Source organism: Methylobacterium sp. 092160098-2, assembly GCF_028920805.1.
Taxonomy (GTDB): Bacteria; Pseudomonadota; Alphaproteobacteria; order Rhizobiales; family Beijerinckiaceae; genus Methylobacterium; species Methylobacterium fujisawaense.
Genome location: NZ_JAQPZJ010000001.1, coordinates 1,682,102 through 1,705,263, shown reverse-complemented (window position 1 = coordinate 1,705,263; position 23,162 = coordinate 1,682,102). Strand labels below are relative to the sequence as shown.

Genomic DNA, 23,162 nt, shown 5'->3' with positions numbered 1-23,162 from the left:
TCCTCGCTGAGCCCGTCTTCAGACATCCGGGCTCAAACCCGCGACGCTGCGCCTGGGTCCCGCCCTGCGACGCTGTGCACCGCCGCCTCCCTCGGCCCATTGGCGGCGATGCGCGAGGATCATACAGTCATACACATGACCTTCACGCCCGCGCCGCAGCCCGATCTCCGTCTGCCGCTCTATCAGCGACTGCGCGACGCGATCGCCTTCCAGATCGCGCGCAACGTCTGGCGGTCGGGCGAACCGATTCCCACGGAGGCGGAACTCGCGGCGACCCATCGTGTCGCCATCGGCACCGTGCGCAAGGCGATCGATGTCCTGGTCGCCGACGGCTTGGTGGAGCGCCAGCAGGGCCGCGGCACCTTCGTCCGCCGGCCGCGCTTCGACCGATCCTTGTTCCGGTTCTTCCGGCATCTGGGGCCGGATGGGAGCCAGGCCGTGCCGGAAGGGCGGATCCTGCTGCGCGAGGCCCGGCCGGCGCCCGCGGCCGTGCGCGAAGCCCTCGGCCCCGACGCAGGCGGCGAGGCGATCCGCCTGATCCGGACGCGGCTCCTGCAGGGCCGACCGATCCTGTCCGAGGAGATCTGGCTGCCGGCCGCACGCTTCGCACCGCTCCTCGAGGCGCCGCTGACGGAGATCGGCGATCTGCTCTACCCCGCCTACGAGCGCCTGTGCGGCGAGATCGTCGCCCGGGCGGAGGAGACCCTGACGGTCGGCATCGCCGATGCGACCGACGCCGAACGCCTCGGGATCGCGGAGGGCGAGCCTGTCGTCGTGATCGCGCGCCTCGCCTTCGGCTTCGATGCCCGCCCGATCGAGTGGCGCGTAACGCGCGGCGCCGCCAAGGACTTCCGGTACCACATCGACATCCGGTGAAAGGCCGCCGCCTTGACGGGCCGTCAGGCCCATGCTCATTAAGTCATATAAATGACTAGTCCTCTTTAGAGGGCGGAGGAAAGCCCGTGTTCCGCTGGTACCGTGAGGTCGGTCCGGCCGAGCGTCGCACCTTCTGGGCCTGTCTGGGCGGGTGGTCGCTCGACGCCCTGGACGTGCAGATGTTCAGCCTCGCCATCCCCGCCCTGGTCGCGAGCTTCGGGCTCAGCCGCCCGGAGGCCGGCCTGATCGGCGCGGTCACGCTGGTCACGGCGGCGATCGGCGGCTGGCTCGGCGGCCTCATGGCGGATCGGATCGGCCGCGTCCGGGCCCTCCAGATCACGGTGCTGTGGTTCGCGGTCGCGACCTTCCTGGCGGCCTTCGCGCAGAGCTTCGGCCAGCTCTTGATCGTGAAGGCGCTGCAGGGGATCGGCTTCGGCGCCGAATGGGCGGCCGGCGCGGTCCTGATGGCGGATGCCATTCGGCCCGAGCATCGCGGCAAGGCGCTGGGCGCCGTCCAGGGCGGCTGGGCGCTCGGCTGGGGCGCGGCCGTGCTCCTGTCCACCGCGGCCTTCGCCGTCCTGGATCAGGAGACCGCCTGGCGGGCTCTGTTCGCCTGCGGCCTCGCGCCCGCGCTCCTCGTCCTCTACCTCCGCCGCTCGGTCCCGGAGCCGGTCCGACCGGCCGCCGGACCGATCCGGCCGGCCATCGGGCCGCTCCTGATCTTCTCGCCCGGCCTGCGCCGGATCACGGTGATCGGGACGCTGCTCGGGCTGGGGGCGCACGGGGGCTTCCACGCCCTGTTCACGTGGCTGCCCACGTATCTGAGCGTCGAGCGCGGCGCCTCCGTGGCGGGCACCGGGCTCTACCTCGCGATCATCATCGCGGCCTTCGGCCTGGGCTGCCTCGTGGCGGGCGGCCTGGTGGACCGGCTCGGCCGCCGGCGGACGGTGGCGTTGTTCGCCGCCGGCTGCATGGCCCTGGTCGTCCTCTACCTGCTGGTGCCGGTCGGCGGCACGGGGCTGCTCCTTCTCGGCGCCCCGCTCGGTTTCTGCACGGCCGGGATCCCCGCGAGTCTCGCCGCTCTGTTCAGCGAGCTCTTCCCGGACGGCCTGCGCGGGACCGGGATGGGCTTCTGCTACAATGCCGGCCGTCTCGCCTCCGGGGTGCTGCCCCTCGGCGTCGGCCTGCTCAGCGAGATCTGCGGCCTTGGGACGGCGATCGGCCTGTCGGCCATCGGCGCCTACGGGCTCGTCCTCCTCGCCGTCGCGCTCCTGCCGGATCGGCAGTCCGGCGGCGCGCTGCTCCCCCAGACCGTGAGATGATCCGATGAACCGGCGCCTGTTCTGCCGTACCCTGTTCGCGGGCGGCGTCGCGCTCGCATTCCCCGTCCGCGGCCGGGCGGCCGAGACGGGCCTCGACGCGCGCGACGGCGTGGCGGCGGTGGATACCCACGCCCACGTCTTCACCCGGACCCTCACCCTGGTCGGGGACCGGCGCTACGCCCCGGCCTACGACGCGAGCATCGCCGATTATCGCGCCATGCTGGACCGGAACGGCATGGCGCGCGGCGTGCTGATCCAGCCGAGCTTCCTCGGCACCGACAACAGCTACATGGTCTCGGCCCTGCGATCCGCCCGGGAGCGGCTGCGCGGCATCGCGGTGCTGGACCCCGCGGCGGAGACGGCCACCCTGCGCGATCTCGCCGACCAGAGCGTCGTCGGTCTGCGCCTCAACCTGATCGGCCGGCCGGACCCGGAGTTCGGCAGTCCGGTCTGGCGGGCCCACCTCGCCCGCGTGGCGGATCTCGGCTGGCAGATCGAGGTCCAGGCCGAGGCGCGGCGCCTCGCGCATCTGCTGCCGCCGCTGATCGAAGCGGGCGTTCCGGTGGTGGTCGATCATTTCGGCCGGATCGACCCCGCCCTCGGCATCACCGATCCGGGCTTCGCCGACCTCCTCGGCTTCGGCCGCGGCGGCCGCGTCTGGGTCAAGCTCTCGGGCGCCTACCGCATCGGCAGCGGCGCGGCCGGCCGGCAGACGGCGCTGCAGGCGGCCGAGCGCCTGCGCGGTGCCTTCGGTGCGCGGCGCCTGCTCTGGGGCAGCGACTGGCCGCACACGCAGTTCGAGACCCAGGCCAGCCCCGCCGAGGCGCGGCGCGACCTCGACGCCTGGGTACCCGACCCGGCCGAGCGCCGGATCATCCTGGGCGAGACGCCCGCCGCCCTTTTCCGCTTCGACCACTGAGCCGCCCGGCGCGCGCCGGCCCGGATTTCAACGAGGACAGGACCATGGCAACACCGACCATGCCTCACGGGGCGGACGCGGCCGCCTTCGAGAGCCGAACGATGCGGAAGGTCGGCCTGCGCCTGATCCCCTTCCTCGTGCTCTGCTACTTCATCGCCTACGTCGACCGGGTGAATGTCGGATTCGCGGCGCTGACCATGAACCGCGACCTCGGCCTTTCCGCCGCGGCCTTCGGCCTGGGCGGCGGCCTGTTCTTCGTAGCCTACGTGCTGTTCGAGGTGCCGAGCAACCTCGCCATGGAGCGGGTCGGCGCCCGGATCTGGATCGCGCGGATCATGATCACCTGGGGGCTCGTCGGCATCGGTTCGGCCTTCGTCACCGGTCCGGCGAGCTTCGCCACCGCCCGCTTCCTGCTCGGCGCGGCCGAGGCCGGCTTCTTCCCCGGCGTGATCCTGTACCTGACCTACTGGTTCCCCAAGGCCTATCGGGCGCGGATCGTGGCGATGTTCATGGTCGCGATCCCGCTCTCCAGCTTCTTCGGCTCGCCGCTCTCGGCGGCGCTGCTCACCCTCGACGGGGCCGCGTCCCTGCGCGGCTGGCAGTGGCTGCTGATCATGGAGGCGATCCCGGCCGTTCTCCTCGGCATCGCCGCCCTGGCGCTGCTGCCGAGCCGGCCGGCCGAGGCGGCCTTCCTGAGCCCGGTGGAGCGCCGATGGCTGGCGGACCGGCTGGAGACCGAGCGCCGCGCCGCGGAGGCGGGTTCATCGCACCACGCCCACGGCCTCGCGGCGGTGTGGGCGGTGCTCGCCAGCCGTCAGGTCTGGCTCCTCGCCGTGATCTACGCGGGCAGCTCGGCCACCAGCAACACGCTGTCCCTGTGGATGCCGCAGATCCTCAAGGGGTTCGGCCTCAGCAACCTGGAGACCGGCCTGCTGAACATGATCCCCTTCGGCATCGCCTCGGTGTTCATGATCGTCTGGGGCCTGCGGGCGGACCGCAGCGGCGAGCGCATCTGGAGCACGGCCCTGCCGCTGGCACTGACCTCGCTGAGCTTCGCCCTGACCCTGCTGACGGGCTCCCTCTGGATCACCCTGGTCCTGCTCTCGCTGGTCCTGCTCGGCAATTACGCGATCAAGGGCCCGTTCTTCGCCCTGGCGACCGAGACGCTGCCGCCGGCCCAGACGGCCGCCGGCATCGCGGCGATCAACACGCTGGCGCATCTGGGGACCGGAGCGATCACCTCGCTGATCGGGGTGCTGCGCGAGCAGACCGGCAGCTTCCCCGTCGCCCTGCTGCCGCTCTGCGCCCTCACGGGCATCGGCTGTGCCCTGGTCTTCTGGATCGGCCGGCACCCGTCGCGGCCGCCGGCCGTCGGCCCGGCCCCGTCGGTGGCGGGGGGCTGAGGCTGCGGGGAACCGTCCGGCCGCCCGTCGATCCCGCGACCGGCCTCCTCGGCGATCCCGCGCCGCCATGCCATGATGGCGCGGGAGGATTCGACATGCACGACAGCGGCGACGATCACACGCACCCGCATGCGCACGACGAGGCCCACGAGCCGGGCGCCCCGGAGCGGTGGAAGCACGACGGCGTGCGGGTCATCCCGGGCGACCGGCTCGATGCCAACACCGCGCAGACGCCCGGCATGTTCCGGCAGGCGGCCGTCAACGCCGCCCGGGTCGGCGCCCAGAAGATCTGGGCCGGCACGGTGGCGATCCAGCCCGACGCCAAGACCGGCGTGCACCATCACGGCGAGCTGGAGAGCGTGATCTACGTGGTCTCCGGCCGGGCCCGGATGCGCTGGGGCGACAAGCTCGAATACGTGGCCGAGGCCGGCCCCGGCGACTTCATCTTCGTGCCGCCCTTCGTGCCGCACCAGGAGATCAACGCCTCGACCGACGAGCCCCTGCATTGCGTGCTGGTGCGCTCCGACAACGAGGCGGTGGTGGTCAACCTGCCCGATGTCGAGGCCGCCGAGACGCCCGAGACCGTCTACTGGGTCGATCCGATCCACAGGCATCCGTGAGCGACCGGCGCCCGCGGCGATAGGCCGGACGCCGCGCCCCGGCGGCCGCGTCGAGTGCGACAGCGGCCTCGCCCGGCCGGCCCACCGCGTCTTCCCGCCGGACGCCCCGCCGGCCTCAGACGGGCCCCGATCCGGGATGCGGGCCCATGCGGCGGCGGTCGTGTTCGATGGCGAAGACATGGGCGTAGAGGTTGGCGACCCAGCCCCGGCCCTCGACCGTGAGGTCGAGGAAGCGGATCGCATCCCCGATCACGGGCTCGATCTTGCCCCAGAAGAAGGACGGATAGCGCTCTGCAAGGTCGGCCGGGCTGTCGTAGCCGAGTTCCGCGTTGACGCCGATCTCGGCGAATTCGTGAAACAGCGCATTCAACTTGCGCGGATAAAGCGGGTCGCCGAGCTGCCCGATCAGGTCGGCCGCCCGCAACAGGCCCGCCTCGGTCCCGGTCTCGCGATGCGCGTCGTCTTCCGGCACCGGGAAGCGGGTCAGCTCGATCGCCCGGATGACCCGGCCCGCATCGACGAGATCGTGCGTGCCGAAGCGCTCTTGGACAGCGAGTTTCGAGCGCTCGACGTGATACGGCGCCAGCGCCGCATCGGAGGCCCCGCGGGGCAGGCACACGGTCCCGCCCCGCGCGTCGATGACGAAGGCCTGGGCCCGGTCGCCCGCGCAGACGCCGCGCACGTAACCGATGTCGTGGTAGAGGGCGGCCAGGATCATGTGCAGCCAGTCCTCCGGCGTGACACCCTCGTGCAGGAAGCGGCCGCGCAGGATGTCCTGGGCGACCAGGGTGACGAGGGCCGTATGATCGCCGTCATGGTAGAGGGCATCGCTCCCGACGATCCGCTCGATCGTCAGGCGCGCCGAGGCCTCGATGATCTCGGCATAGCGCGGCTCCCGACTGCCGAAGGTCCGCTGGTAGGTGACGGCGAGGTGCTCGCCGAGGGCATCGGCGAGCATCTTGGTCGCGTCGAACATGGTCGGGCCTCGCCGTCAGCTGCGGCCGGCGGCGACGCGCCCGGCCGGGTCGGTGCAGATCACGTGGACCGCTCCCCGCGTTGCACCAGCCGTTCTTCGAGATAGGCCGCCGCATCCGCGTAGAGTTCGTAGCGGCGGAGCAGGACCGCGCGCTTCTCGGCCGGCGTCGCCGCATCGAGCTTGCCATGGGCCTTGTCGGCGCGGGCGCGCAGCTTCCTGGCGAGCTTCTCGAACGCCGCGTCGATCCGGGCGCCGACCTTCTCGCCTTCGGCCCGGGCCGGATCCCGATCGTCCGGCGCCCGCCCCGGCGGGGGCTTCGTCGCTTCTCCAGCCATGACGCGTCTCCGGTCGCGGTGCTCCGTGGCCGAAGCGTATGACGGAACGATCACGGGTGCGATACCGGATCGTCCGCCCGCGGACCGATCGCTTCTCAGGCCTGTCACGGAAGGCTGCTCTAGCTCGGCCGTCCGACACGCAGGGGGACCCGCGATGAGGCTCGACGACAGTGCTGCCCTGGATGCCGCCCTGGAGGCGATCCGGCGCGACCTTGCCGACAGCTACGATGAGGAGGTGGAACTCGGGCTCGAGGAGGAGCGCCTCGATCGGCTCGCCGCCGACGGCGCACAGCCCGAGCGCCTGGACCGCAAGGTCTATTTCCGCGAACTGCTGCGCCTGCAGCACGAACTGGTCCGCCTCCAGGACTGGGTGCAGGATCGGAAGCTGCGTGTCGTCGTCCTCTTCGAGGGCCGCGATTCGGCCGGCAAGGGCGGCGTGATCAAGCGGATCACCCAGCGCCTCAACCCCCGCGTCTGCCGCGTGGCCGCCCTGCCGGCCCCGAGCGAGCGCGAGCGGACGCAATGGTACTTCCAGCGCTACGTCTCTCACCTGCCGGCCGGCGGGGAGATCGTGCTGTTCGACCGGTCCTGGTACAACCGCGCCGGGGTCGAGCGGGTGATGGGCTTCTGCACCGAGGCGGAGGTCGAGGAGTTCTTCCGCTCGGTGCCCGAGTTCGAGCGGATGCTGGTGCGCTCCGGCATCGTCCTCCTCAAATACTGGTTCTCGATCACCGACGCGGAACAGGAATTCCGCTTCCAGATGCGGATCCGCGATCCGCTCAAGCAGTGGAAGCTGTCGCCGATGGACGTCGAGTCGCGTCGGCGCTGGGAGGATTACACGCGGGCGAAGGAGGACATGCTGGCGCGCACCCACATCCCCGAGGCGCCCTGGCGGGTGGTCGAGGCGGTGGACAAGCGCCGGGCCCGCCTGAACTGCATCAGCCATCTGCTCGGCCAGATCCCGTACGGCAGCGTGGAGCACCCGCCGGTCCACCTGCCGGCCCGCCTGCGGCATGCGGATTACGTGCGCGGTCCGGTCCCCGCCGAGATGTACGTGCCGGACGCGTACTGAACGGGGCGCCGCGGCCCGGGGCGGGAGTCGTGATCCTGTCGTGCAGACGCCGCTATAGCGCCGCCATGGCGAAGCGCCCGATGACCCTCGACCTGTTCACGACCCTCGACATCGTCGATGACGACGTCTCGGCCGTCGTGGACGCGTATCTGGCCGATCCCACGCCCGGCTCTGTGGCGTTCGGGGACGGCTTCCGCATCGACCCTGCGGTGGCGGTGGCCTCGCATCCCTTCGCCCGGACGCTGATCGATCAGCCCTGGGCCGATACCGGACTGCGCCGGGCGGCGATCCGCGCCGCCATCCTGCTGGCGGAGCCCGAACGGGTCTGATCGAACCGGGCCGTTCGGCCCGTGACTGCCGCGCTCGGGATGGCGGGGCCCGTCGCACCGCCGGCGCGGTCGCGTCGCGGCGGCGCCCGGTCGGCCCGCTTGCGCGCGATCTGCGCGCGATCTGCGCCCGGGTCAGACCTCCTCCTAAAGCGGTACGCGCGTGGCCTTCCATCGGCGCGGCGACCCGGATCTATCCTGGGGCGATCACGGGGCGGATGGACGGCCCGCCGCCACGGTGAACGATTGGTTTACCCAATCGGCAAACTTGCACCGACCGCCCCGATCCGGATGCGATCGGCCGGCGTTCTACGGGCAGTTCCACCGGAGACGTGCTGCCATGCTGATCTTGAATCCGCTGACCGGACAAACCGTCGAGGTGCGTGTTCCCCGGCCGAAGCCGAAAGCCGCCTGAACGCGCGTCGCGTTCCGCTCGGCGGGCGGCCCGGGAGGCCTCCCGCGCTCCGCTCGCTTCCCCTGCACGTCCGCGGCATCGGCGGCGTGCCCCTCCAGACCCGCCTACGCCATGATGCCGACCGACCTCGACAGACCCGCCGAACTGACTCTCTGGCCGGGCTACGCGCCCGCCCGGGTCGCCGACTCGCGCAGCTTCCCGACGCTGCGGGCCGCCCTGGCCGCCGCGCTCGCGGCGATCGACGCCGAGGATGCCAGCCCGTGGATCATCACGGAGGACGGCGACATCCTCGCGCCGGGATGGATCCGGGCGAACTCCGCGGGGGCCCGTCCCCAATAGCCGGCCGTCAGCCCGCGATCCCGGGCGCCCTCCGGTAATCGCTCGGTGAGAGTCCGTAGCTCTCCTTGAAGCGTCGGCTGAAGTGGCTCTGGGTACTGAAGCCGCAGCTATAGGCCAGCTCGCCCACGGACAGGTGGCTGAAGCCGGGATCCGTGAGCCGCTGTGCGGCGCTCTCCAGACGCCGCCGCCAGATCCAGTCTGCGATGTTGCGGTCCTGCTCGCGGAACAGCGTCTGCAGGTGGCGCAGCGACACGCCGACCGCCGCCGCGAGCTGGGTGGGGTCGAGATTCACGTCGCCCAGATTGGCCTCGATGTGGGCCAAGGCGCGCTGAAAGATGAGGATCCCCTGGATGTTCCTCGGGGGCTCGTGGGCGAGGCGCTCCGCGATGCTGGCGACCACCAGGTCGACGCCGATCGAGGCCATGCGGTTCGCCATGTCCGGGGTCATCTGACCGGCGGTGCGGGCGAGCTCCTGGAAGAAGGTCGTGACCATCGACGTGCCGACTTGGTCGGCCCCGATCGTCAGGGCCGTGAAGCGGCGCGTCGAGCCGAGCGCCCGTTCCAGGCACGCGCGCGGCATCTCGATGAACAGCGTCTGCGTGTCGCCATCCGAACCCATGACGGCCGGTCGCCGATCCATCACGACGATGTCGCCGGGATTTTGGATCGCGGTGCGATCGTCCTGCGCGCTGAACACGCGGCCCTTCAGGGTGATCGCGACGTTCAGCGTCTCGTATTTGCCGTGCCGCCGGATCGTGTCCGGGGTCGCGACGGTCGTGACGGCACTCTGCGTCACCCGCGTGATGAGCAGAGGTCCGACCTCGGCGGCCTCCAGGGAGCCGGCGAATCCGTGAGCGGCGGTGGGCGTAAGTTCGACAGGCACAATGCGATCGAAGATCGTCTCACGCCAGAAGCGGAAACTGTCTTCTGGCGCGTAATCCGCCGTCGAGAACAAAGTCCTCATTGCAACTTCTTGTATTCGGGCGCCCGCGTGCGCGCTCAGGAAAACGGTAGCACGCTTCCAGGCAAGCGCAATGGGACGGACCAACCTATGAAGGTTTTCATCCCATTCAGGAGGCCGCCCCGTGTCCCCATCGACTCCGATGAGCCCCCAATCCAATATCGAGCTGGTTGCTGGGCTCGTCGTTGCCTACGTGTCGAATAACCGGGTCCCCGTCACCGAATTGCCGGCCCTGATCGCGCAGTGCCACAGCGCGATCAGCGCGCTGGCGTATCCCGGGAGCGGGCCGGTGACGGCGGCCCCGGATCTGCAGGTGCGGCTCGACAAGCCGAGCGCGGCGCAGGTCCGCGGCTCGGTCCGGCCCGACGGCATCATGAGCTTCATCGACGGGCGCGTCTACAAGACCCTCAAGCGCCATCTGACGGCGCATGGGCTAGACCCGCTGAGCTATCGCGCGCGCTTCGGCCTGCCGGGCGACTATCCGATGGTCGCCCGGGAATATGCCGAACGCCGGGCCGCGCTGGCGCGTGCGATCGCCCAGGGCGTGCCCCGCGACCGGGCCGCCTGAGCCGGCGGATCCCGACGGGCTGAGGCCGACCCACCTCGGATTCCGACGAGGAGGTTCTCCTGACCGGGCAACGGGCCGTCTTCCCGGGGCCGATGACCCACCGGGAGACCGGCGTTTCCGAAAGGCCCGGCGTCCCGCGCTTCAGGCGGCCGCATGCCGGCCGTCCGGCAGCAGATCCCGGCTGGCCTGTTCGATACGCTTGAGCCAGTCCTCGGCCGACTCCGCCCGCACGATCGCGGCCTCGGCGCGCTCGTCGGCGTCCCGGACCCGCCCGTCGGCCAGCGCCTCGACCTCGCGGACGCGCAGTGCCGCCTGGGTCTGCACCTCCTGCAGATGCGCCCGCAGCGCCTCGATTTCCTGCCGGGCCGCCTGCAACTCCGCAGACAGGGTCTCGCAGGTGGCGGATCGCTGGCGCAGGCGCTGATCCTGCTCCTGGGCCGCGATGCTCGCGGCCGACAGCGTGTCCAGAACCTGGCTCCAGTCCGCATCCGGCCGCGACGGTGGCTCGGACGGCGTCTCGGGACCCGCTCCGGAGGCCGCCACCGGGAGCGGCCCGGCGACCGCCGGATTGCCGTCGGCGGTCGCCGGGGCCGGCTCCGCGCGCGCGATGCGTGCGTCGAGCTCTGCCCAGAAGGCCGCGTTCATCGCCGCCGCGATCCGGCCGGGCCCGCGCGGGTCACGAGGCCGCCCGGGTGGCGGAGGCCCGGGTCCGGGCGTCCTGTGGGCCCGCCTGCGTCACGAACTCCGCGTCGATCGTCTCGGCGATGCGTTGGAGCATGAGTTCCGCCGCTGCAGCCCGCTCTTCGGCGGCCGCGGCCCGGTCCTCGGCGGCCTGGATCAGTTTGATCGCCTGCGCATGGACCTCGTGGGTCTCCCGCTCGGCCGCCTGCACCTGGGCGCGGGCCGCATCCATGTCGGCCCGCACCTGCCGCAGGAGATCCTGGACGTGCGTCTCCTGCTCCTGCGCCCGGTCTTCGACGTCCCGGATGTACCGGGCCGCGCCCTGCACCCGCTCCAGCAGGTCCGGCCACCGCTCCACCGGCGACGGGTTCGGGTTCCGGCCCTGCGCGGTGGCGCGCTCGTCCGCGGCGAGAAGGACCAAGTTGCCGGTCCGGATCCGGGTCGTCGGCTCGCGGATGTCGCACGCGGCGGCTTCGATCGGGGTCAGCGTCTCGGCCTTGGGGTGCTTCGTCTGTTCCATCACGCGTCCTGCCGGCAGGGTGCAGCGCAAGCCTCCGATGAGGCATCGGTGTCCGTCCCACACCGATGGAAAATGGTTAACAACTCCTTAACACTCGCGCTAGGGTTGCGTTCGAGCGGCCATGATCGCCTGTCGCTGCACGCCGGACCGCCGGATCGGGCTGACGGCTCAGGGGTAGCGGACGGGCTGCGGATCCTCCGGCAAGGGGATGAATTCGGCGTCGTTCGGCACCGTGTCGAACCGGCCCTGGCGCCAATCCTCCTTGGCCTGCGCGATCCGCTCGGGGCGGGAGGAGACGAAGTTCCACCACAAGTGGCGTGGACCATCCATCGGCTCGCCGCCCAGCACCATGAACCGGGCCCCCTCCAGGGCGCGCACGCTGATGCGGTCGCCGGGCCGGAACACCAGCAGCTGGCCGGGCCCGAAGCCGTCGCCGGCGATCTCGATGGCGCCCGCCACCGTGTAGATCGCCCGCTCGTCGTAGGTCGGATCGAGGGGCAGGACGGCCCCGGCCTCGAGCGCCACGTCGGCGTAGACCATCGGGCTCGAGGTGCGCACCGGCGAGCGTGCGCCGAAGGCCTCGCCCGCGATCAGCCGGACGGTCTTGCCTTCGCCGGTGAGGACCGGCAGCGCGGCGGCGTCGTAATGCTCGAAGGCGGGGGCGTTCTCCTCGTCCCGGTCGGTGAGGGCGACCCAGCTCTGGATGCCGAACAGCCGGGAGCCGGTCTGCCGCAGCGTCGGGGCCGTGCGCTCCGAATGGGTGATGCCGCGGCCTGCGGTCATCCAGTTCAGCTCGCCCGGCCGGATCGGCAACTCCGTGCCGAGGCTGTCGCGGTGCATGATCTCGCCGTCGAACAGGTAGGTGACGGTGGAGAGGCCGATATGCGGATGCGGCCGCACGTCCATGCCCTGCCCGAGCAGGAACTCGGAGGGGCCCATCTGATCGAAGAAGATGAAGGGGCCGACCATCCGGCACTCGGTGGAGGGCAGCGCCCGCCGCACCGCGAAGGAGCCGAGATCGCGCGAGCGGGGCACGATCAGGGTCCGGATCGCGTCGCAGCTGAAATGGTCGCCCGGGATCGGATCCTCGGCACTGTGCCAGCTCATCGCCTTGCTCCTTCGCGCGGGGGAGGGAGGAGCGCCATCGGCTGCTGCGCGGCGCCCCGGATGGCGGAGCCGACATCGTTCGGGATCGGCCGGCCATCCGCAGGCATCCTGGACCGGGACCGCCCGAGTTGAAACAGAAACGATCGAAACGCATCGTTTCCGATTTCCGCCCTCAGGGTCCCGGCCGCGCGCCGCTGGCTACCAGACCGTCGGCTTCGGGTTGCGCTCGTCAAAGCCCTTCTGGTGCCAGTACGGATAGATCGGCGTCTCGTGACTCGCCGCGTCGAGGCGGGCGACCTGCTCGGCGGTCAGGGTCCAGCCGAAGGCGCCGAGATTCTGCTTCAGCTGTTCCTCGGTGCGGGCGCCGACCACGATGTTGCACACGGTCGGCCGGGTCAGCAGCCAGTTGAGCGCCACCTGCGCCACCGTCTTGCCGGTCTCGGCCGCCACGGCGTCGAGGGCGTCGACCACGCCGAACAGGTATTCGTCGGAGACAGGCGGCCCACCCTCGGCGCCACCGGCGGCGATGCGGCCGCTCTGGTTGGCCTGTCCGCGGCGGATCTTGCCGGTGAGGCGGCCCCAGCCCAGCGGGCTCCAGACCATCAGGCCGACACCCTGGTCGATCCCGAGGGGCATCAACTCCCACTCGTAGTGGCGGCCGATCAGCGAATAGTAGCCCTGGTAGGCGACGTAGCGGGCGAGGCCGTGGCGCTCCGAGGTCGCGAGCGCCTTCATGAGCTGCCAGCCGGAAAAATTCGAGGCGCCGATGTAGCCGATCTTGCCTGCGCGGGTGAGGTCGTCCAGCGCCCGCAGGGTCTCGTCCACGGGGGTGAGCGCATCGAACCCGTGCATGAAGTAGACGTCGATATGGTCGGTGCCGAGCCGCTTCAGGCTGGCCTCGCAGGCGCGGACCAGGTGGTAGCGCGAGGAGCCCACCTGGTTCAGGTCGTCGTTGAACCGGAAGGTCGCCTTGGTGGAGATCAGCGCCCGGTCGCGCTTGCCCTTGAGGGCCTGACCTAGGATCTCCTCGGAGGCGCCGCCCGAGTAGATGTCGGCCGTGTCGAAGAAGTTGACCCCGGAATCGAGGCAGAGATCGACCATGCGGGTCGCCTCCGCGACGTCCGTCTGGCCCCAGCGCTGGAAGAATTCGTTCGTGCCGCCGAAGGTGCCGGTGCCGAAGCTGAGCACCGGCACGGTAAGGCCGGAGCGTCCGAACTGCCTGTAGTCCATCGGATCCTCATCGCGATCGCGGGCGCCGCATGTCGGCGCGCCTGCCGGTCTAACGCGGTCGCCGCCCCGGCTTTCCCGGAGGCTGGGACGGCACGACCAGGGCCGTGCGCGTCAGCGCCGCGACTCGACGACCGGCGCCCCCTCGCAGCGCTGGCCGGCGGCCGCGCCGGTGCGCCGGTCGGGCGGCAGGGCGTCCGGGGATCCGGCCTTCTCGGGCAGGATCGCGACATTCGCCGTCATCCCCGCCGCCAGCACGATCGGGCACGGCACGTCGTCGAGGTCGATCCGGATCGGCACCCTTTGCGCCAGCCGGACCCAGGTGAAGATCGGGTTGACCGTCGGCAGCCCCTGAACGCCCGGGGCGGCGTCGGCGACGCTGATGCCGCGGCCGAGGCCGATCACCCGGCCTTGGATCGGACGGTCCGGCCACGCCATCAGCGACACCCGCGCGGCGTCACCCTCGCCGATGCGCGGCAACTGAGTCTCCTCGAAGTAGCCTTCGATCCAGAAGCTGTCGCCGTTGACCAGCGTCAGCGCCGGCAGCCCCGTGGCGGCGAACCCGCCCTCCTGCAGCAGCAGGTTGGTGACCCAGCCGTTCACGGTGGCTCGCAGGGTCGTGCGCTCCAGGTTGAGCCGCGCCTGCGCCAGCGCGCCCTCCGCCTGGACCACGTTGGCCTGGGCGGCCTGCGCCTGGCCGCTGGTCGTCTGCTTCTGCTGCGGGGTGGTGGCGAGATCGTCGAGTTCGGCGGTGCGCTGCGCGATCCCCGCGAGGTAGCCGGCCTGTGCCCGGGCGCTGGCGAGGGCGCCCTCCGCCTGGGTCACGGCGTTCCTGAACGTGCCGGGATCGATCGTGAACAGCACGTCGCCCTTGCGGACGAACTGGTTGTCCCGGACGCGGACCGCCACCACCGTCCCGGAGACCTCGGGAGCCACCTGCACGGTGTAGACGCGCACGCGCCCGTCCCGGGTCCAGGGCGTGTAGGCGTAGTAGAGGAAGGCGAGGTAGGCGAGGCCCATTGCCGCCGCCAGCGCCAGCAGGGTGGCGGCGACGTTGTAGGCGGGCGGCGGCTGCCAGTCGCGCAGGGACGGTCGCGGGGTCGTGGCCATGTCACGGACCCTGGACGCGCAGGGACAGGATCAGCAGAGCCGTCACGGCGGTCAGGAGGCTGAAGTCGAACAGGGCGCGGTTCCAGACAAGGTGGTTGATGCCGATCCAGTCCAGGATCCAGCGCAGGCCCCAGGTGATCACCAGGGCGGCGAGCAGGCAGATAACCGCGGGCTCGACGTAGAGCCCCAGCACGTCGACCGCCCGCAATCCGATCACGCCCGCACCCCCGGATCGAGGTTCGGCCAGCCCGCGCGGTCGAGATCCGACACGAGGGCGGCCAGCGCCCCGATGCGCTCCGCCTGGAGCGGCAGGGTCGCCCGGTCGGCGAGCTCGCGCAAGGGATCCGGCACCGCATCCGCCTCTGCCGGACGGGACGCGGCGAGCCGGGCCCAGACCGCCCGGCCGACGCGGCGGCCTTCCCGGTCGTCCGTCTCCCGCAGGGCGAGCAGCAGGAGCCCGATGACGAGCAGGCGCTCGCCGCCCCGGGCCATCGCCTCATCCGCGCCGATGAGGGCGAGCCGGCCGAAGCCCCGGGCGAGGTAGCGGTCGCGGGGCGGCAGCAGGAGCGCCGGATCGAGGGCCGCGCCGCGCACCGACCGGACCAGCCGGCGGCGGGCCCGCAGCCGCAGCGTCGCGGGGCTCACCGGCGGCGGCAGGGCGGCGAACGCGACCGCCGCCACCGCCATCCCGAGCAGCTCGGCCAGCACGGTGTTGAGTGAGTCGGCGAGGTCGTAGGTCATCGGGTTCTTGGGATCGAGGACGCCGAAGACGAAGAAGCCGAAGCCGATGCCGTAGATCGCGCGCTTGTCGGCCCGGCCGACCACCGCCAGCATCGCCACCGGCAGCAGCACGGCGGCCAGGAGCACGAAGCTCCCGGTGGTGGTCAGCAGGGTGTAGCGCAGGGTCAGCCCGACCACGGCGGCGAGCAGCGCGCCGATCAGGAAGGCGCGGGATTCCGCCCGCGGGTCGGCATGGGCGGCGAGCAGGACGCAGACGAGGCTCGCCCAGGTCGCGGCGCCGGCCCCGTGCGACCAGCCTGTGGCGTACCAGAAGCCGTTGACGAGCAGGACGGCGGCGGCGGTGCGCAGGCCGTTGTCGAAGGCGTGCCAGCCGTCCCAGTCCAGGTCGTTCCACAGGAGCAGGTGCGGGCGGAACGGAACGCGCCGCCGCCCCACCCGGCCCCCGGCCCGCAGGAGCCGCGCCGAGACCCGGACGCGCCCGATCTGCCGGACGGCGATCGCCCCGCCGGCCCCGATCAGGTCGGTCGAGCGCGATCCCGGCCGGTCCGGCAGCAGGGCCCGCAGCAGGCCCGCGGCGAGCACGCGCCGCAGCCGGGGGGCGGCGTTGCGGATCCCCCGGCCGCCGGAACGGAGGGAGGGCTGCTCGGTGAACGTGTCGGTGACCTCCTCGCCGAGCGTCATCACGGCGGCGATGGGCATCGGGCCCGGCCGCTCGCCCCGCCGCAGGGCGGCCATCCAGGCGTCGCAGGCCTGCGCGGCCGCCTCGAGCCGCCCCGCCAGGGCGCGGCTGACGGCGGGGACGCCCGGCGCCACGAACACGTTCGACGCGTAGGCGCAGCCGATCCCGAGCAGAATCGTCGAGCAGCGGTCGACGCCGATCTGGAACACCGTCTCGGGGCTCTGCACGTCGGCCAGGGCGATGATCGGCACCGTGAAGCCCATGGAGGCGAAGCCGTAGGCGCGCTGGCCGCTCTCGACGCTGGAGGCCGCGGTGAGCAGGCCCATCCACAGGGCCAGGGCGAGGTCGAAGGCCAGGGTCGCCTGGGCGAAATTGGCCACCAGCACCATCGCGACGGTGACGCCGACAAGCGTGCTGCCGGCCCGCCACAGGCTCTTGCGCAGGGAGGCCGCGCGGGTGGCGAGCGTCACCGAGATGACCGTCCAGCCGGCCCAGTGCGGCAGCGCCAGTTCGAGCCACATGGCGAGCCAGATCGCCGCGATGGCGGTGAGCGCGATGCGCACGGCCTCGGCCGCCTCCCGCGGCCACCACGCGGCGAGGCGCTGCAGGAGGCCCGGCGCGTCCTCGGAGAGCGCGACCTCACCGGCCACGGCGCGGCCTCAGCGGCCGGGGCGGGTCGGGGAGCCCGGTCGCGGGCTCACTCATAATGCTCGGCGACGTCGACCTTCCCCTTGAACACCCGGTAGACGACCAGGGTGTAGATCAGGGTGATCGGCAGGACCACGATCCCCGCGCCCCAGAACATGAAGGACAGGCTCGCCTCCGGCGCCGCCGCCTCGGTCACCGTCACGCTGAACGGCACCATGTAGGGCAGGAACGAGGCGGCGAGCGTCGCGAAGGCGGCGGCGAAGATCAGCGCCACCAGCGGGAACGGCAGGGCGTCGTTCCGGCGCCGCGCCGCGTAGAGGAGCCCCGCGCAGGCCGCGGCCCCCACGAGGGGCAGGACCAGCATCTCGGGCCGCTCGATCCAGCGGTGCAGCACCCGCAGGTTGATCGCCAGCGCGTACACGAAGGCCGCGCCCAGGAAGGCCAGCACCCCGAGCAGGAGCCGCGGCAGCAGCCGGAAGCCGAGGTCGCGCACGTCGGACTCGGTCTTGCCGCACAGCCACGCGGCGCCGAGCAGCGCGTAGCCGAGGCACAGGCCGAGCCCGCAGAGCAGCGAGAAGGGCGTGAGCCACCCGAACGCCCCGCCGACATAGAGCCCGTCCCGGACCGGCAGTTCCTGCACCAGCGCCCCGACCGTCACGCCCTGCACGAAGGCCGCGCAGGAGGAGCCGCCGACGAAGCCCGCGTCCCAGACCCGCCGCAGCCGCCGGGACTTGTAGCGGAACTCGAAGGCGACGCCGCGCAGGATCAGGGCCGCGAGCATCAGGAGGAGCGGCAGGTAGAAGGCCGAGAGCAGCAGCGCGTAGACCGCGGGGAAGGCCCCGAACAGGATCGTCGCGGCCAGAACCAGCCAGGTCTCGTTGCCGTCCCAGACCGGGGCGATCGCCTGCATCATGTGGCGGCGCGCCGCCTCGTCCGGGGCGATCCCGAACAGCATGCCGACGCCGAGGTCGAACCCGTCGAGCAGCACGTAGAGCATCAGGGTGAGGGCGAGGGCGGCGGCCCAGAATTCGATCATGGCCGCTTACTCCGCCGGTGTGCCGGTCGGCGTGGCGCCGGGCGTGCCGGGACTGTCGCCCGGTACGGCGAGCGGCCGCTTGGGGTTGGCGGCGCTCCCCGCATGCGCGGGCGTCGGCAGGATGCCGGCCCTGAGCATGCGGTAGATGTAGACGGTGCCGGCCGCGAAGATCAGCGCGTAGACCGCGCCGAACACGGCGAGGGAGGTCGCTACCTGCGGGGATGTCAGGAACGGCGTCGCCGCGTCGGCGGTGCGGAGCTGGCCGTAGACCGTCCAGGGCTGGCGCCCGACCTCGGCGGTGAACCATCCGGTCAGCGTCGCGACGAAGCCCAGGGGGAACGACAGGAAGATCGCCCATTGCAGCCAGCGCGCCCGCTCCAGCCGCCCGGTGGCGTAGAAGGCCATCCCGCCCCAGGCGAGCGCCAGCATCAGCAGCCCGCAGCCGACCATGATGCGGAAGGCGAAGAACGGGATCAGCACCGGCGGCCGGTCGGCCTTGGGGATGTCCTTGATGCCGATCACCTTGCCGGTGAGGGTGCCGTCGTCGATCAGGCTGCCGGCGGGGGCGGGCAGGGCGATGACGAAGTGGTTTGTCTCCTGCGCCTCGTCGGGCCACGCGAACAGGATCTCGCCGGCCGGCGCCCGGCTCTCCCAGTGGCCCTCGATGGCGGCGATCTTCGAGGGCTGGTGCCGGACGACGTAGTCGCCGGTGAGGTGGCCGAAGAACAGCTGCAGCGGCACGAGGACCGCGGCGAGGCCGAGCCCCATCCGGACCATGGCGCGGGCCTCGACGCGGTCCCGGCCCCGCAGCATGGACCACGCGCCCGTCGCCGCCACGCAGAAGCTGGTGGTGACGTAGGCAGCCAGGACCATGTGGGGGAAGCGGACCCAGACGACTCCGTTGAAGAGGATTGCCCACCAGTCGGTCGGCACGAACACGCCGTCCGGCCGCAGGGCGAAGCCGGTCGGATACTGCATCCACGAGTTGTTCACGAGGATCCAGAACGACGACAGGCTGGTGCCGAGGCAGACCATCAGGCAGGCGAACAGGTAGAACCAGCGCGGCACCCGCCGCCGGCCGAACATCAGCACGCCGAAGAACGAGGCCTCCAGCGCGAAGGCCGTGAAGCTCTCGTAGCCGAGAAGCGGCCCCTGGATCGGCCCGGTGCGGCGGGCGAGTTCGCTCCAGTTGGTGCCGAACTGGAACGCCATGACGATGCCGGAGACGACCCCGAGCCCGAAGGCGACCGCGAAGATCTTGAGCCAGAAGTCGAACAGGCGGTCGTAGACCGGCTCGCCCGAGATCATCGCCCGCGCCTGGAGGAAGGCGAGCCAGGCCGCCAGCCCGACCGTGAAGGCCGGGAAGATGATGTGGAACGAGACCGTGAAGGCGAACTGGATGCGCGACAGCATCAGGGCGGAGATGTCCATCGTTCCTCTCTCCAGCCGAAGCTCGCCGGTCCGCCGCCCCCGCTCGGGCGCATCGCACCCTCAGATGTCCACCGGCGGGGCGCGGGGAACCGCGCCTCGCGGAAGTGTCAGACGGTGTCGATCCTCAGGATCGGCGCCGTCTCGGCCCGGCTGCGCCGGCAGGCCTCGGCGTCCTGCTTGAGGTCGATGCCGTAGGTCGGGATCACGGCCTTGAGGCGGGGCAGCCAGCCCTCCGGCGTCAGCCGGTCGGCGAAGCACTTCTCGAGGACCTCGACCGCGATGAAGGCCGCCGTCGAGGCGCCCGGCGAGGCGCCGAGCAGCGCGCAGATCGAGTGGTCGGCGGCGGCCACCAGCTCGGTGCCGAACTCGAGGTAGCCCTCCTCCAGCGGGTTCGACTGGCCGGTCGGCTTGATCGTCTGCACCCGCTGGCCGGCGACCGCCGACGTCCAGTCCTGCTTCAGCGCCTTGGGGAAGAACTGCTTCAGGGTCGCGAACTGGTGGTCGGAACTCTGGAGCACCTGGCCCACGAGGTACTCGGTCAGCGCGACGTTGTCCTTGGCGACGTCGAGCAGCGGCACGATGTTGTGCGGGGTCAGCGCGGTGAACAGGTCCGTGAGCGCGCCGTGCTTGAGGAAGCGCGACGAGAAGCCCGCATAGGGTCCGAACAGCAGCGAGCGCTTGCCGCCGATGATGCGGGTGTCGAGGTGGGGCACCGACATCGGCGGCGAGCCGGAGGCCGCCTTGCCGTAGACCTTGGCGTGGTGGCGCGCGCTGACCGCGTCGACGTCGCAGCGCAGCCAGATGCCGGAGACCGGGAAGCCGCCGTAGCCGCGCCCCTCCGGGATCTTCGAGGCCTGCAGCAGCGGCAGCGAGCCGCCGCCCGCGCCGATGAACACGAACTTCGCCGTCACGGTCTGGCGCGTGCCGTCGTAGGTGTCCTCGACGGTGACGGCCCAGCGGCCGTCGTCGACCCGGTCGAGGGCGACGACCTTCCGGTTGTAGTGCACGGAAAAGCCGGGCTGCGCCGCGAGCTGCTTGACCAGCAGGTGCGTGAGGGCGCCGTAATCGACATCCGTCCCTGTGACGATCCGGGTGGCGGCGATGGGCTCGCCGGGGGCGCGGCCCTCGATGATCAGCGGCGCCCAGCCGGCGATGACCTGCGGATCCTCGCTGTATTCCATGCCGTGATAGCAATGGTGCGCCGACATCGCGGCGTAGCGCGCCTTGAGGAACGCGACGTTCTCGGCCCCCCAGACGAAGCTCATGTGCGGGCAGGGATGGATGAAGGCGCGGGGATCGGGGATCGCGCCCTTCCGCACGAGATGCGCCCAGAGCTGGCGCGAGATGTCGAACTCGGTGTTGACCTCCAGGGCCTTGGCGATGTCGACGCTGCCGTCGGGGCGCTGGGGCGTGTAGTTCAACTCGCAATTGGCCGCGTGGCCGGTGCCGGCATTGTTCCAGCCCTCCGAGCTCTCCTGCGCGCAGTCGTGGAGCGTCTCGAACATCGCGATCCGCAGCGACGGCTCCAGCTCCTTCAGGACCGTGCCGAAGGTCGCGCTCATGATCCCGGCGCCGATGAGCACCACGTCGGGAGTGTCGTCGTCGCTTAGGCCGGCCATCGCGGAACTCCTGGCACCGGTTCGGGGGAACTCACTGGGCGTTCGGAACGAAGGGCAGCCGGGCCTCGGCGCCGGGGGCGAGGATCACGTAGGCTCGGCACCAGGGCTCGTCGTCGACGAGGCGCCAGGAATGGCCGGAGCCGGCGGTGTCCTCGGCGATGAGGATGTCGCCGGGGCGGATCGTGAAATGCGCCCCGGCCTTCGTCTGGAAGTCGAGGGTGCCGCGCAGGGTGATGACGAACTGGCGGGTCGGGGCCGTGTGCCACGCGTAGGTGCCGCCGGACTGCGTCTCCCGGAAGGAGATCGAAACCACGTCGGTCGTGCCGCTGAGGATGTCGCCGCGCTCGCCGTGGGGCAGGTCGATGACGCCCTCCGCGAAGTGGGAATTGCCGTCGTCACCGGTCCAGATGCGAACGCAGCGGATCATCGGGCTGACCTCCAGCTTGGGATCGGCGCGTCAGCGCCAGAGGTTGGTCTTGGCGAGGTCGACGATCTCGGTCCCGCGCCCGTCGATCACCGCCTTGGCGAGCCACATCCCGAAGCCCGTCACCTGCTCGAGGCCGACCTTAGGCGGCATCGACAGTTCCTGGCGGGCCGAGACGACGTCGAGGAGGGCCGGACCGTCGTGGTCGAGCAGCGCGCGCATCGCGTCCGGCAGTTCGGCCGGATCCTCGACGCGCCGGGCGAAGATGCCGGCCCCGCGCGCCATGGCGGCGAAGTCCGGGTTCACCAGTTCGACGCCGGTCTCGAGGAAGCCCGCGGCCTTCATCTCCATCTCGACGAAGCCCAGGGTGCCGTTGTTCAGCACCACGATCTTCACCGGCAGCTTGTGCTGGTTGAGGGTCAGCAGGTCGCCCATCAGCATGGCGAAGCCGCCGTCGCCGGAGAACGAGATGATCTGCCGCCCGGGATAGGCCGCCTGCGCGCCGATCGCCTGCGGCAGGGCGTTGGCCATGGAGCCGTGGTTGAGCGAGCCGATCAGCCGGCGCTTGCCGTTCATGGCGAGGTAGCGGGCCGCCCAGATCGTCGGCGTGCCGACGTCGAAGGTGAACACCGCGTCCTCGGAGGCCGCCTCGCTGAGCGTCCGGGCGACGTATTGCGGGTGGATCTTGCCGCCGGGCTTGCCCACCGCCAGGGCGTCGAGCCCGGCGCGGGCCTTGCGGTAATGGGCGAGGCTGTCGTCGAGATGCGCCCGGTCGGTCTTCGCCTGCAGCTTCGGCAGCAGCGCCGTGATCGTCGCGCCGACGTCGCCGATCAGGCCGAGATCAATCCGGCAGTGGCGCCCCAGGCTTTCGGCCCGCAGGTCGACCTGCGCGATCTTGGCGTCCTCCGGGTAGAACTGGCGGTAGGGGAAGCTGGTGCCGAGCAGAAGCAGGGTGTCGCAGTCGAGCATCGCCCGGTAGCCCGACGAGAAGCCGATCAGCCCGGTCATGCCGACGTCGTAGGGATTGTCCCACTCGACGTATTCCTTGCCGCCCAGCGCGTGGACCACCGGCGCCTTCAGCGCCTCGGCGAGCTGCAGCAGCTCCGCGTGGGCGCCGGCGCAGCCGCGGCCGCAGAACAGGGTCACGCGGCCGGCATCGTTGAGCATCCCGGCCAGCGCATCGAGGTCGGCGTCGCGCGGGCGCACCACGGGCGGGGGCGGCACCAGGGCGGCGGAGAGTTCGGGCGCGTTCCCCGGCATGGCCATGAGGCCGACATCGCCGGGGATCACCACCACGGCGACCCCGCGCTCGGCGACGGCGACGCGGATCGCGGTCTCGATCACGCCGGGCAGCTGGGCCGGCGAGGAGACCAGTTCGCAATAGTGGCTGCATTCCTGGAACAGGTTCTGCGGGTGGGTCTCCTGGAAGTAGCCCCGGCCGATCTCCGCCGAGGGGATCTGGGCCGCGATGGCCAGCACCGGCACGCGGGAGCGGTGCGCGTCGAACAGGCCGTTGATCAGGTGGAGGTTGCCCGGCCCGCAGGAGCCGGCGCAGACCGCGAGGTCGCCGGTCAGGTGCGCCTCGGCGCCGGCCGCGAAAGCGGCGCTCTCCTCGTGGCGCGTGTGGATCCAGGCGATCGAGCCGTCCTGGCGCAGGGCCTCGGTCAGCCCGTTGAGGCTGTCGCCGACGACGCCGTAGATGCGCTTCACGCCGGCCTGCGCCAGCGCCCGGACGAACAGATCGGCGACCTTCGTGCTCATGGTGTCTCGCTCAGCTGAGGGGCCCCGACGGATGGTCCCGGCGGGT

General features: G+C 71.4%; 24 protein-coding genes. 9 read left to right on the top strand and 15 right to left on the bottom strand.

Annotation, left to right across the window (positions count from 1 at the left end):
- Positions 1–135: 135 nt before the first annotated feature.
- From PQI07_RS08100 to PQI07_RS08080, 5 genes are all read left to right on the top strand, one after another.
- Positions 136–876 (top strand): GntR family transcriptional regulator, encoded by a 741-nt coding sequence (locus PQI07_RS08100; RefSeq protein ID WP_043357911.1) that lies wholly within the window; start codon positions 136–138, stop codon positions 874–876.
- Positions 877–962: 86 nt separating this feature from the next.
- Positions 963–2,198 (top strand): MFS transporter, encoded by a 1,236-nt coding sequence (locus tag PQI07_RS08095; RefSeq protein WP_274926408.1) that lies wholly within the window; start codon positions 963–965, stop codon positions 2,196–2,198.
- A gap of 4 nt (positions 2,199–2,202) precedes the next feature.
- A complete protein-coding gene (locus PQI07_RS08090; RefSeq protein ID WP_274926407.1) occupies positions 2,203–3,117 on the top strand; it encodes an amidohydrolase family protein in 915 nt (304 codons plus the stop codon).
- Between the two features lie 44 nt (positions 3,118–3,161).
- The gene (locus PQI07_RS08085) at positions 3,162–4,520 is read left to right on the top strand and encodes an MFS transporter (protein WP_078947142.1); all 1,359 of its coding nucleotides are present in this window, start codon (positions 3,162–3,164) and stop codon (positions 4,518–4,520) included.
- 95 nt (positions 4,521–4,615) lie between these two features.
- Positions 4,616–5,140 carry a cupin domain-containing protein gene (locus tag PQI07_RS08080; RefSeq protein ID WP_043389080.1) on the top strand — a complete coding sequence of 175 codons (525 nt, stop codon included), beginning with the start codon at positions 4,616–4,618 and terminating at the stop codon, positions 5,138–5,140.
- Positions 5,141–5,255: 115 nt separating this feature from the next.
- Here PQI07_RS08080 and PQI07_RS08075 read toward each other — a convergent pair whose 3' ends face one another.
- Entirely contained in the window at positions 5,256–6,116 is an 861-nt protein-coding gene (locus PQI07_RS08075) for a hypothetical protein (RefSeq protein ID WP_043357896.1), read from the bottom strand.
- Positions 6,117–6,175: 59 nt separating this feature from the next.
- Positions 6,176–6,451: a hypothetical protein gene (locus PQI07_RS08070; protein ID WP_182591317.1), complete on the bottom strand. Its 276-nt coding sequence runs from the start codon at positions 6,449–6,451 to the stop codon at positions 6,176–6,178.
- 154 nt (positions 6,452–6,605) lie between these two features.
- Here PQI07_RS08070 and ppk2 point away from each other — a divergent pair, with 154 nt between their 5' ends.
- The 3 genes from ppk2 (at position 6,606) to PQI07_RS08055 (ending at position 8,603) form a co-directional block, all read left to right on the top strand.
- A complete protein-coding gene (gene ppk2, locus PQI07_RS08065) occupies positions 6,606–7,523 on the top strand; it encodes a polyphosphate kinase 2 (RefSeq protein ID WP_043357892.1) in 918 nt (305 codons plus the stop codon).
- Positions 7,524–7,603: 80 nt separating this feature from the next.
- Positions 7,604–7,852: a hypothetical protein gene (locus PQI07_RS08060; RefSeq protein ID WP_124262955.1), complete on the top strand. Its 249-nt coding sequence runs from the start codon at positions 7,604–7,606 to the stop codon at positions 7,850–7,852.
- 523 nt (positions 7,853–8,375) lie between these two features.
- Entirely contained in the window at positions 8,376–8,603 is a 228-nt protein-coding gene (locus PQI07_RS08055) for a hypothetical protein (RefSeq protein ID WP_274926406.1), read from the top strand.
- Positions 8,604–8,610: 7 nt separating this feature from the next.
- Here PQI07_RS08055 and PQI07_RS08050 read toward each other — a convergent pair whose 3' ends face one another.
- Positions 8,611–9,567, bottom strand: coding sequence for a helix-turn-helix domain-containing protein (locus PQI07_RS08050; RefSeq protein ID WP_274926405.1), 957 nt, complete (start codon positions 9,565–9,567; stop codon positions 8,611–8,613).
- Positions 9,568–9,688: 121 nt separating this feature from the next.
- Here PQI07_RS08050 and PQI07_RS08045 point away from each other — a divergent pair, with 121 nt between their 5' ends.
- Positions 9,689–10,132 carry a Ros/MucR family transcriptional regulator gene (locus PQI07_RS08045; protein ID WP_274926404.1) on the top strand — a complete coding sequence of 148 codons (444 nt, stop codon included), beginning with the start codon at positions 9,689–9,691 and terminating at the stop codon, positions 10,130–10,132.
- 141 nt (positions 10,133–10,273) lie between these two features.
- On the opposite strand, the gene PQI07_RS08040 is transcribed toward PQI07_RS08045, so the two are convergent.
- The 12 genes from PQI07_RS08040 to poxB form a co-directional block, all read right to left on the bottom strand.
- Entirely contained in the window at positions 10,274–10,777 is a 504-nt protein-coding gene (locus PQI07_RS08040; protein WP_274926403.1) for a hypothetical protein, read from the bottom strand.
- Positions 10,778–10,808: 31 nt separating this feature from the next.
- Positions 10,809–11,333: a hypothetical protein gene (locus PQI07_RS08035; protein ID WP_051045126.1), complete on the bottom strand. Its 525-nt coding sequence runs from the start codon at positions 11,331–11,333 to the stop codon at positions 10,809–10,811.
- Between the two features lie 168 nt (positions 11,334–11,501).
- Positions 11,502–12,440 (bottom strand): pirin family protein, encoded by a 939-nt coding sequence (locus PQI07_RS08030; RefSeq protein ID WP_043389064.1) that lies wholly within the window; start codon positions 12,438–12,440, stop codon positions 11,502–11,504.
- A gap of 198 nt (positions 12,441–12,638) precedes the next feature.
- Positions 12,639–13,670, bottom strand: coding sequence for an aldo/keto reductase (locus PQI07_RS08025; protein WP_274926402.1), 1,032 nt, complete (start codon positions 13,668–13,670; stop codon positions 12,639–12,641).
- A gap of 111 nt (positions 13,671–13,781) precedes the next feature.
- Complete coding sequence (locus tag PQI07_RS08020) at positions 13,782–14,777, bottom strand: HlyD family secretion protein (RefSeq protein ID WP_274926401.1); 996 nt, start codon at positions 14,775–14,777, stop codon at positions 13,782–13,784.
- Between the two features lies 1 nt (position 14,778).
- Positions 14,779–14,994: a DUF1656 domain-containing protein gene (locus tag PQI07_RS08015; RefSeq protein ID WP_236952766.1), complete on the bottom strand. Its 216-nt coding sequence runs from the start codon at positions 14,992–14,994 to the stop codon at positions 14,779–14,781.
- Positions 14,991–16,847, bottom strand: coding sequence for an FUSC family protein (locus PQI07_RS08010; protein WP_043389061.1), 1,857 nt, complete (start codon positions 16,845–16,847; stop codon positions 14,991–14,993). The genes PQI07_RS08015 and PQI07_RS08010 overlap by 4 nt, the downstream gene beginning before the upstream one ends.
- A 47-nt stretch (positions 16,848–16,894) precedes the next feature.
- Positions 16,895–17,881 (bottom strand): cytochrome d ubiquinol oxidase subunit II, encoded by a 987-nt coding sequence (cydB, locus tag PQI07_RS08005; protein WP_179697587.1) that lies wholly within the window; start codon positions 17,879–17,881, stop codon positions 16,895–16,897.
- Positions 17,882–17,887: 6 nt separating this feature from the next.
- On the bottom strand, positions 17,888–19,312 hold the full coding sequence (locus PQI07_RS08000) for a cytochrome ubiquinol oxidase subunit I (protein WP_053609659.1): 1,425 nt from the start codon (positions 19,310–19,312) through the stop codon (positions 17,888–17,890).
- Between the two features lie 107 nt (positions 19,313–19,419).
- Positions 19,420–20,931, bottom strand: coding sequence for a malate dehydrogenase (quinone) (gene mqo, locus PQI07_RS07995; protein WP_043389053.1), 1,512 nt, complete (start codon positions 20,929–20,931; stop codon positions 19,420–19,422).
- A 31-nt stretch (positions 20,932–20,962) separates the two neighbouring features.
- Entirely contained in the window at positions 20,963–21,358 is a 396-nt protein-coding gene (locus tag PQI07_RS07990; RefSeq protein WP_043389052.1) for a cupin domain-containing protein, read from the bottom strand.
- A 30-nt stretch (positions 21,359–21,388) separates the two neighbouring features.
- Positions 21,389–23,116 (bottom strand): ubiquinone-dependent pyruvate dehydrogenase, encoded by a 1,728-nt coding sequence (gene poxB / locus PQI07_RS07985; protein ID WP_274926400.1) that lies wholly within the window; start codon positions 23,114–23,116, stop codon positions 21,389–21,391.
- Positions 23,117–23,162: the final 46 nt, after the last annotated feature.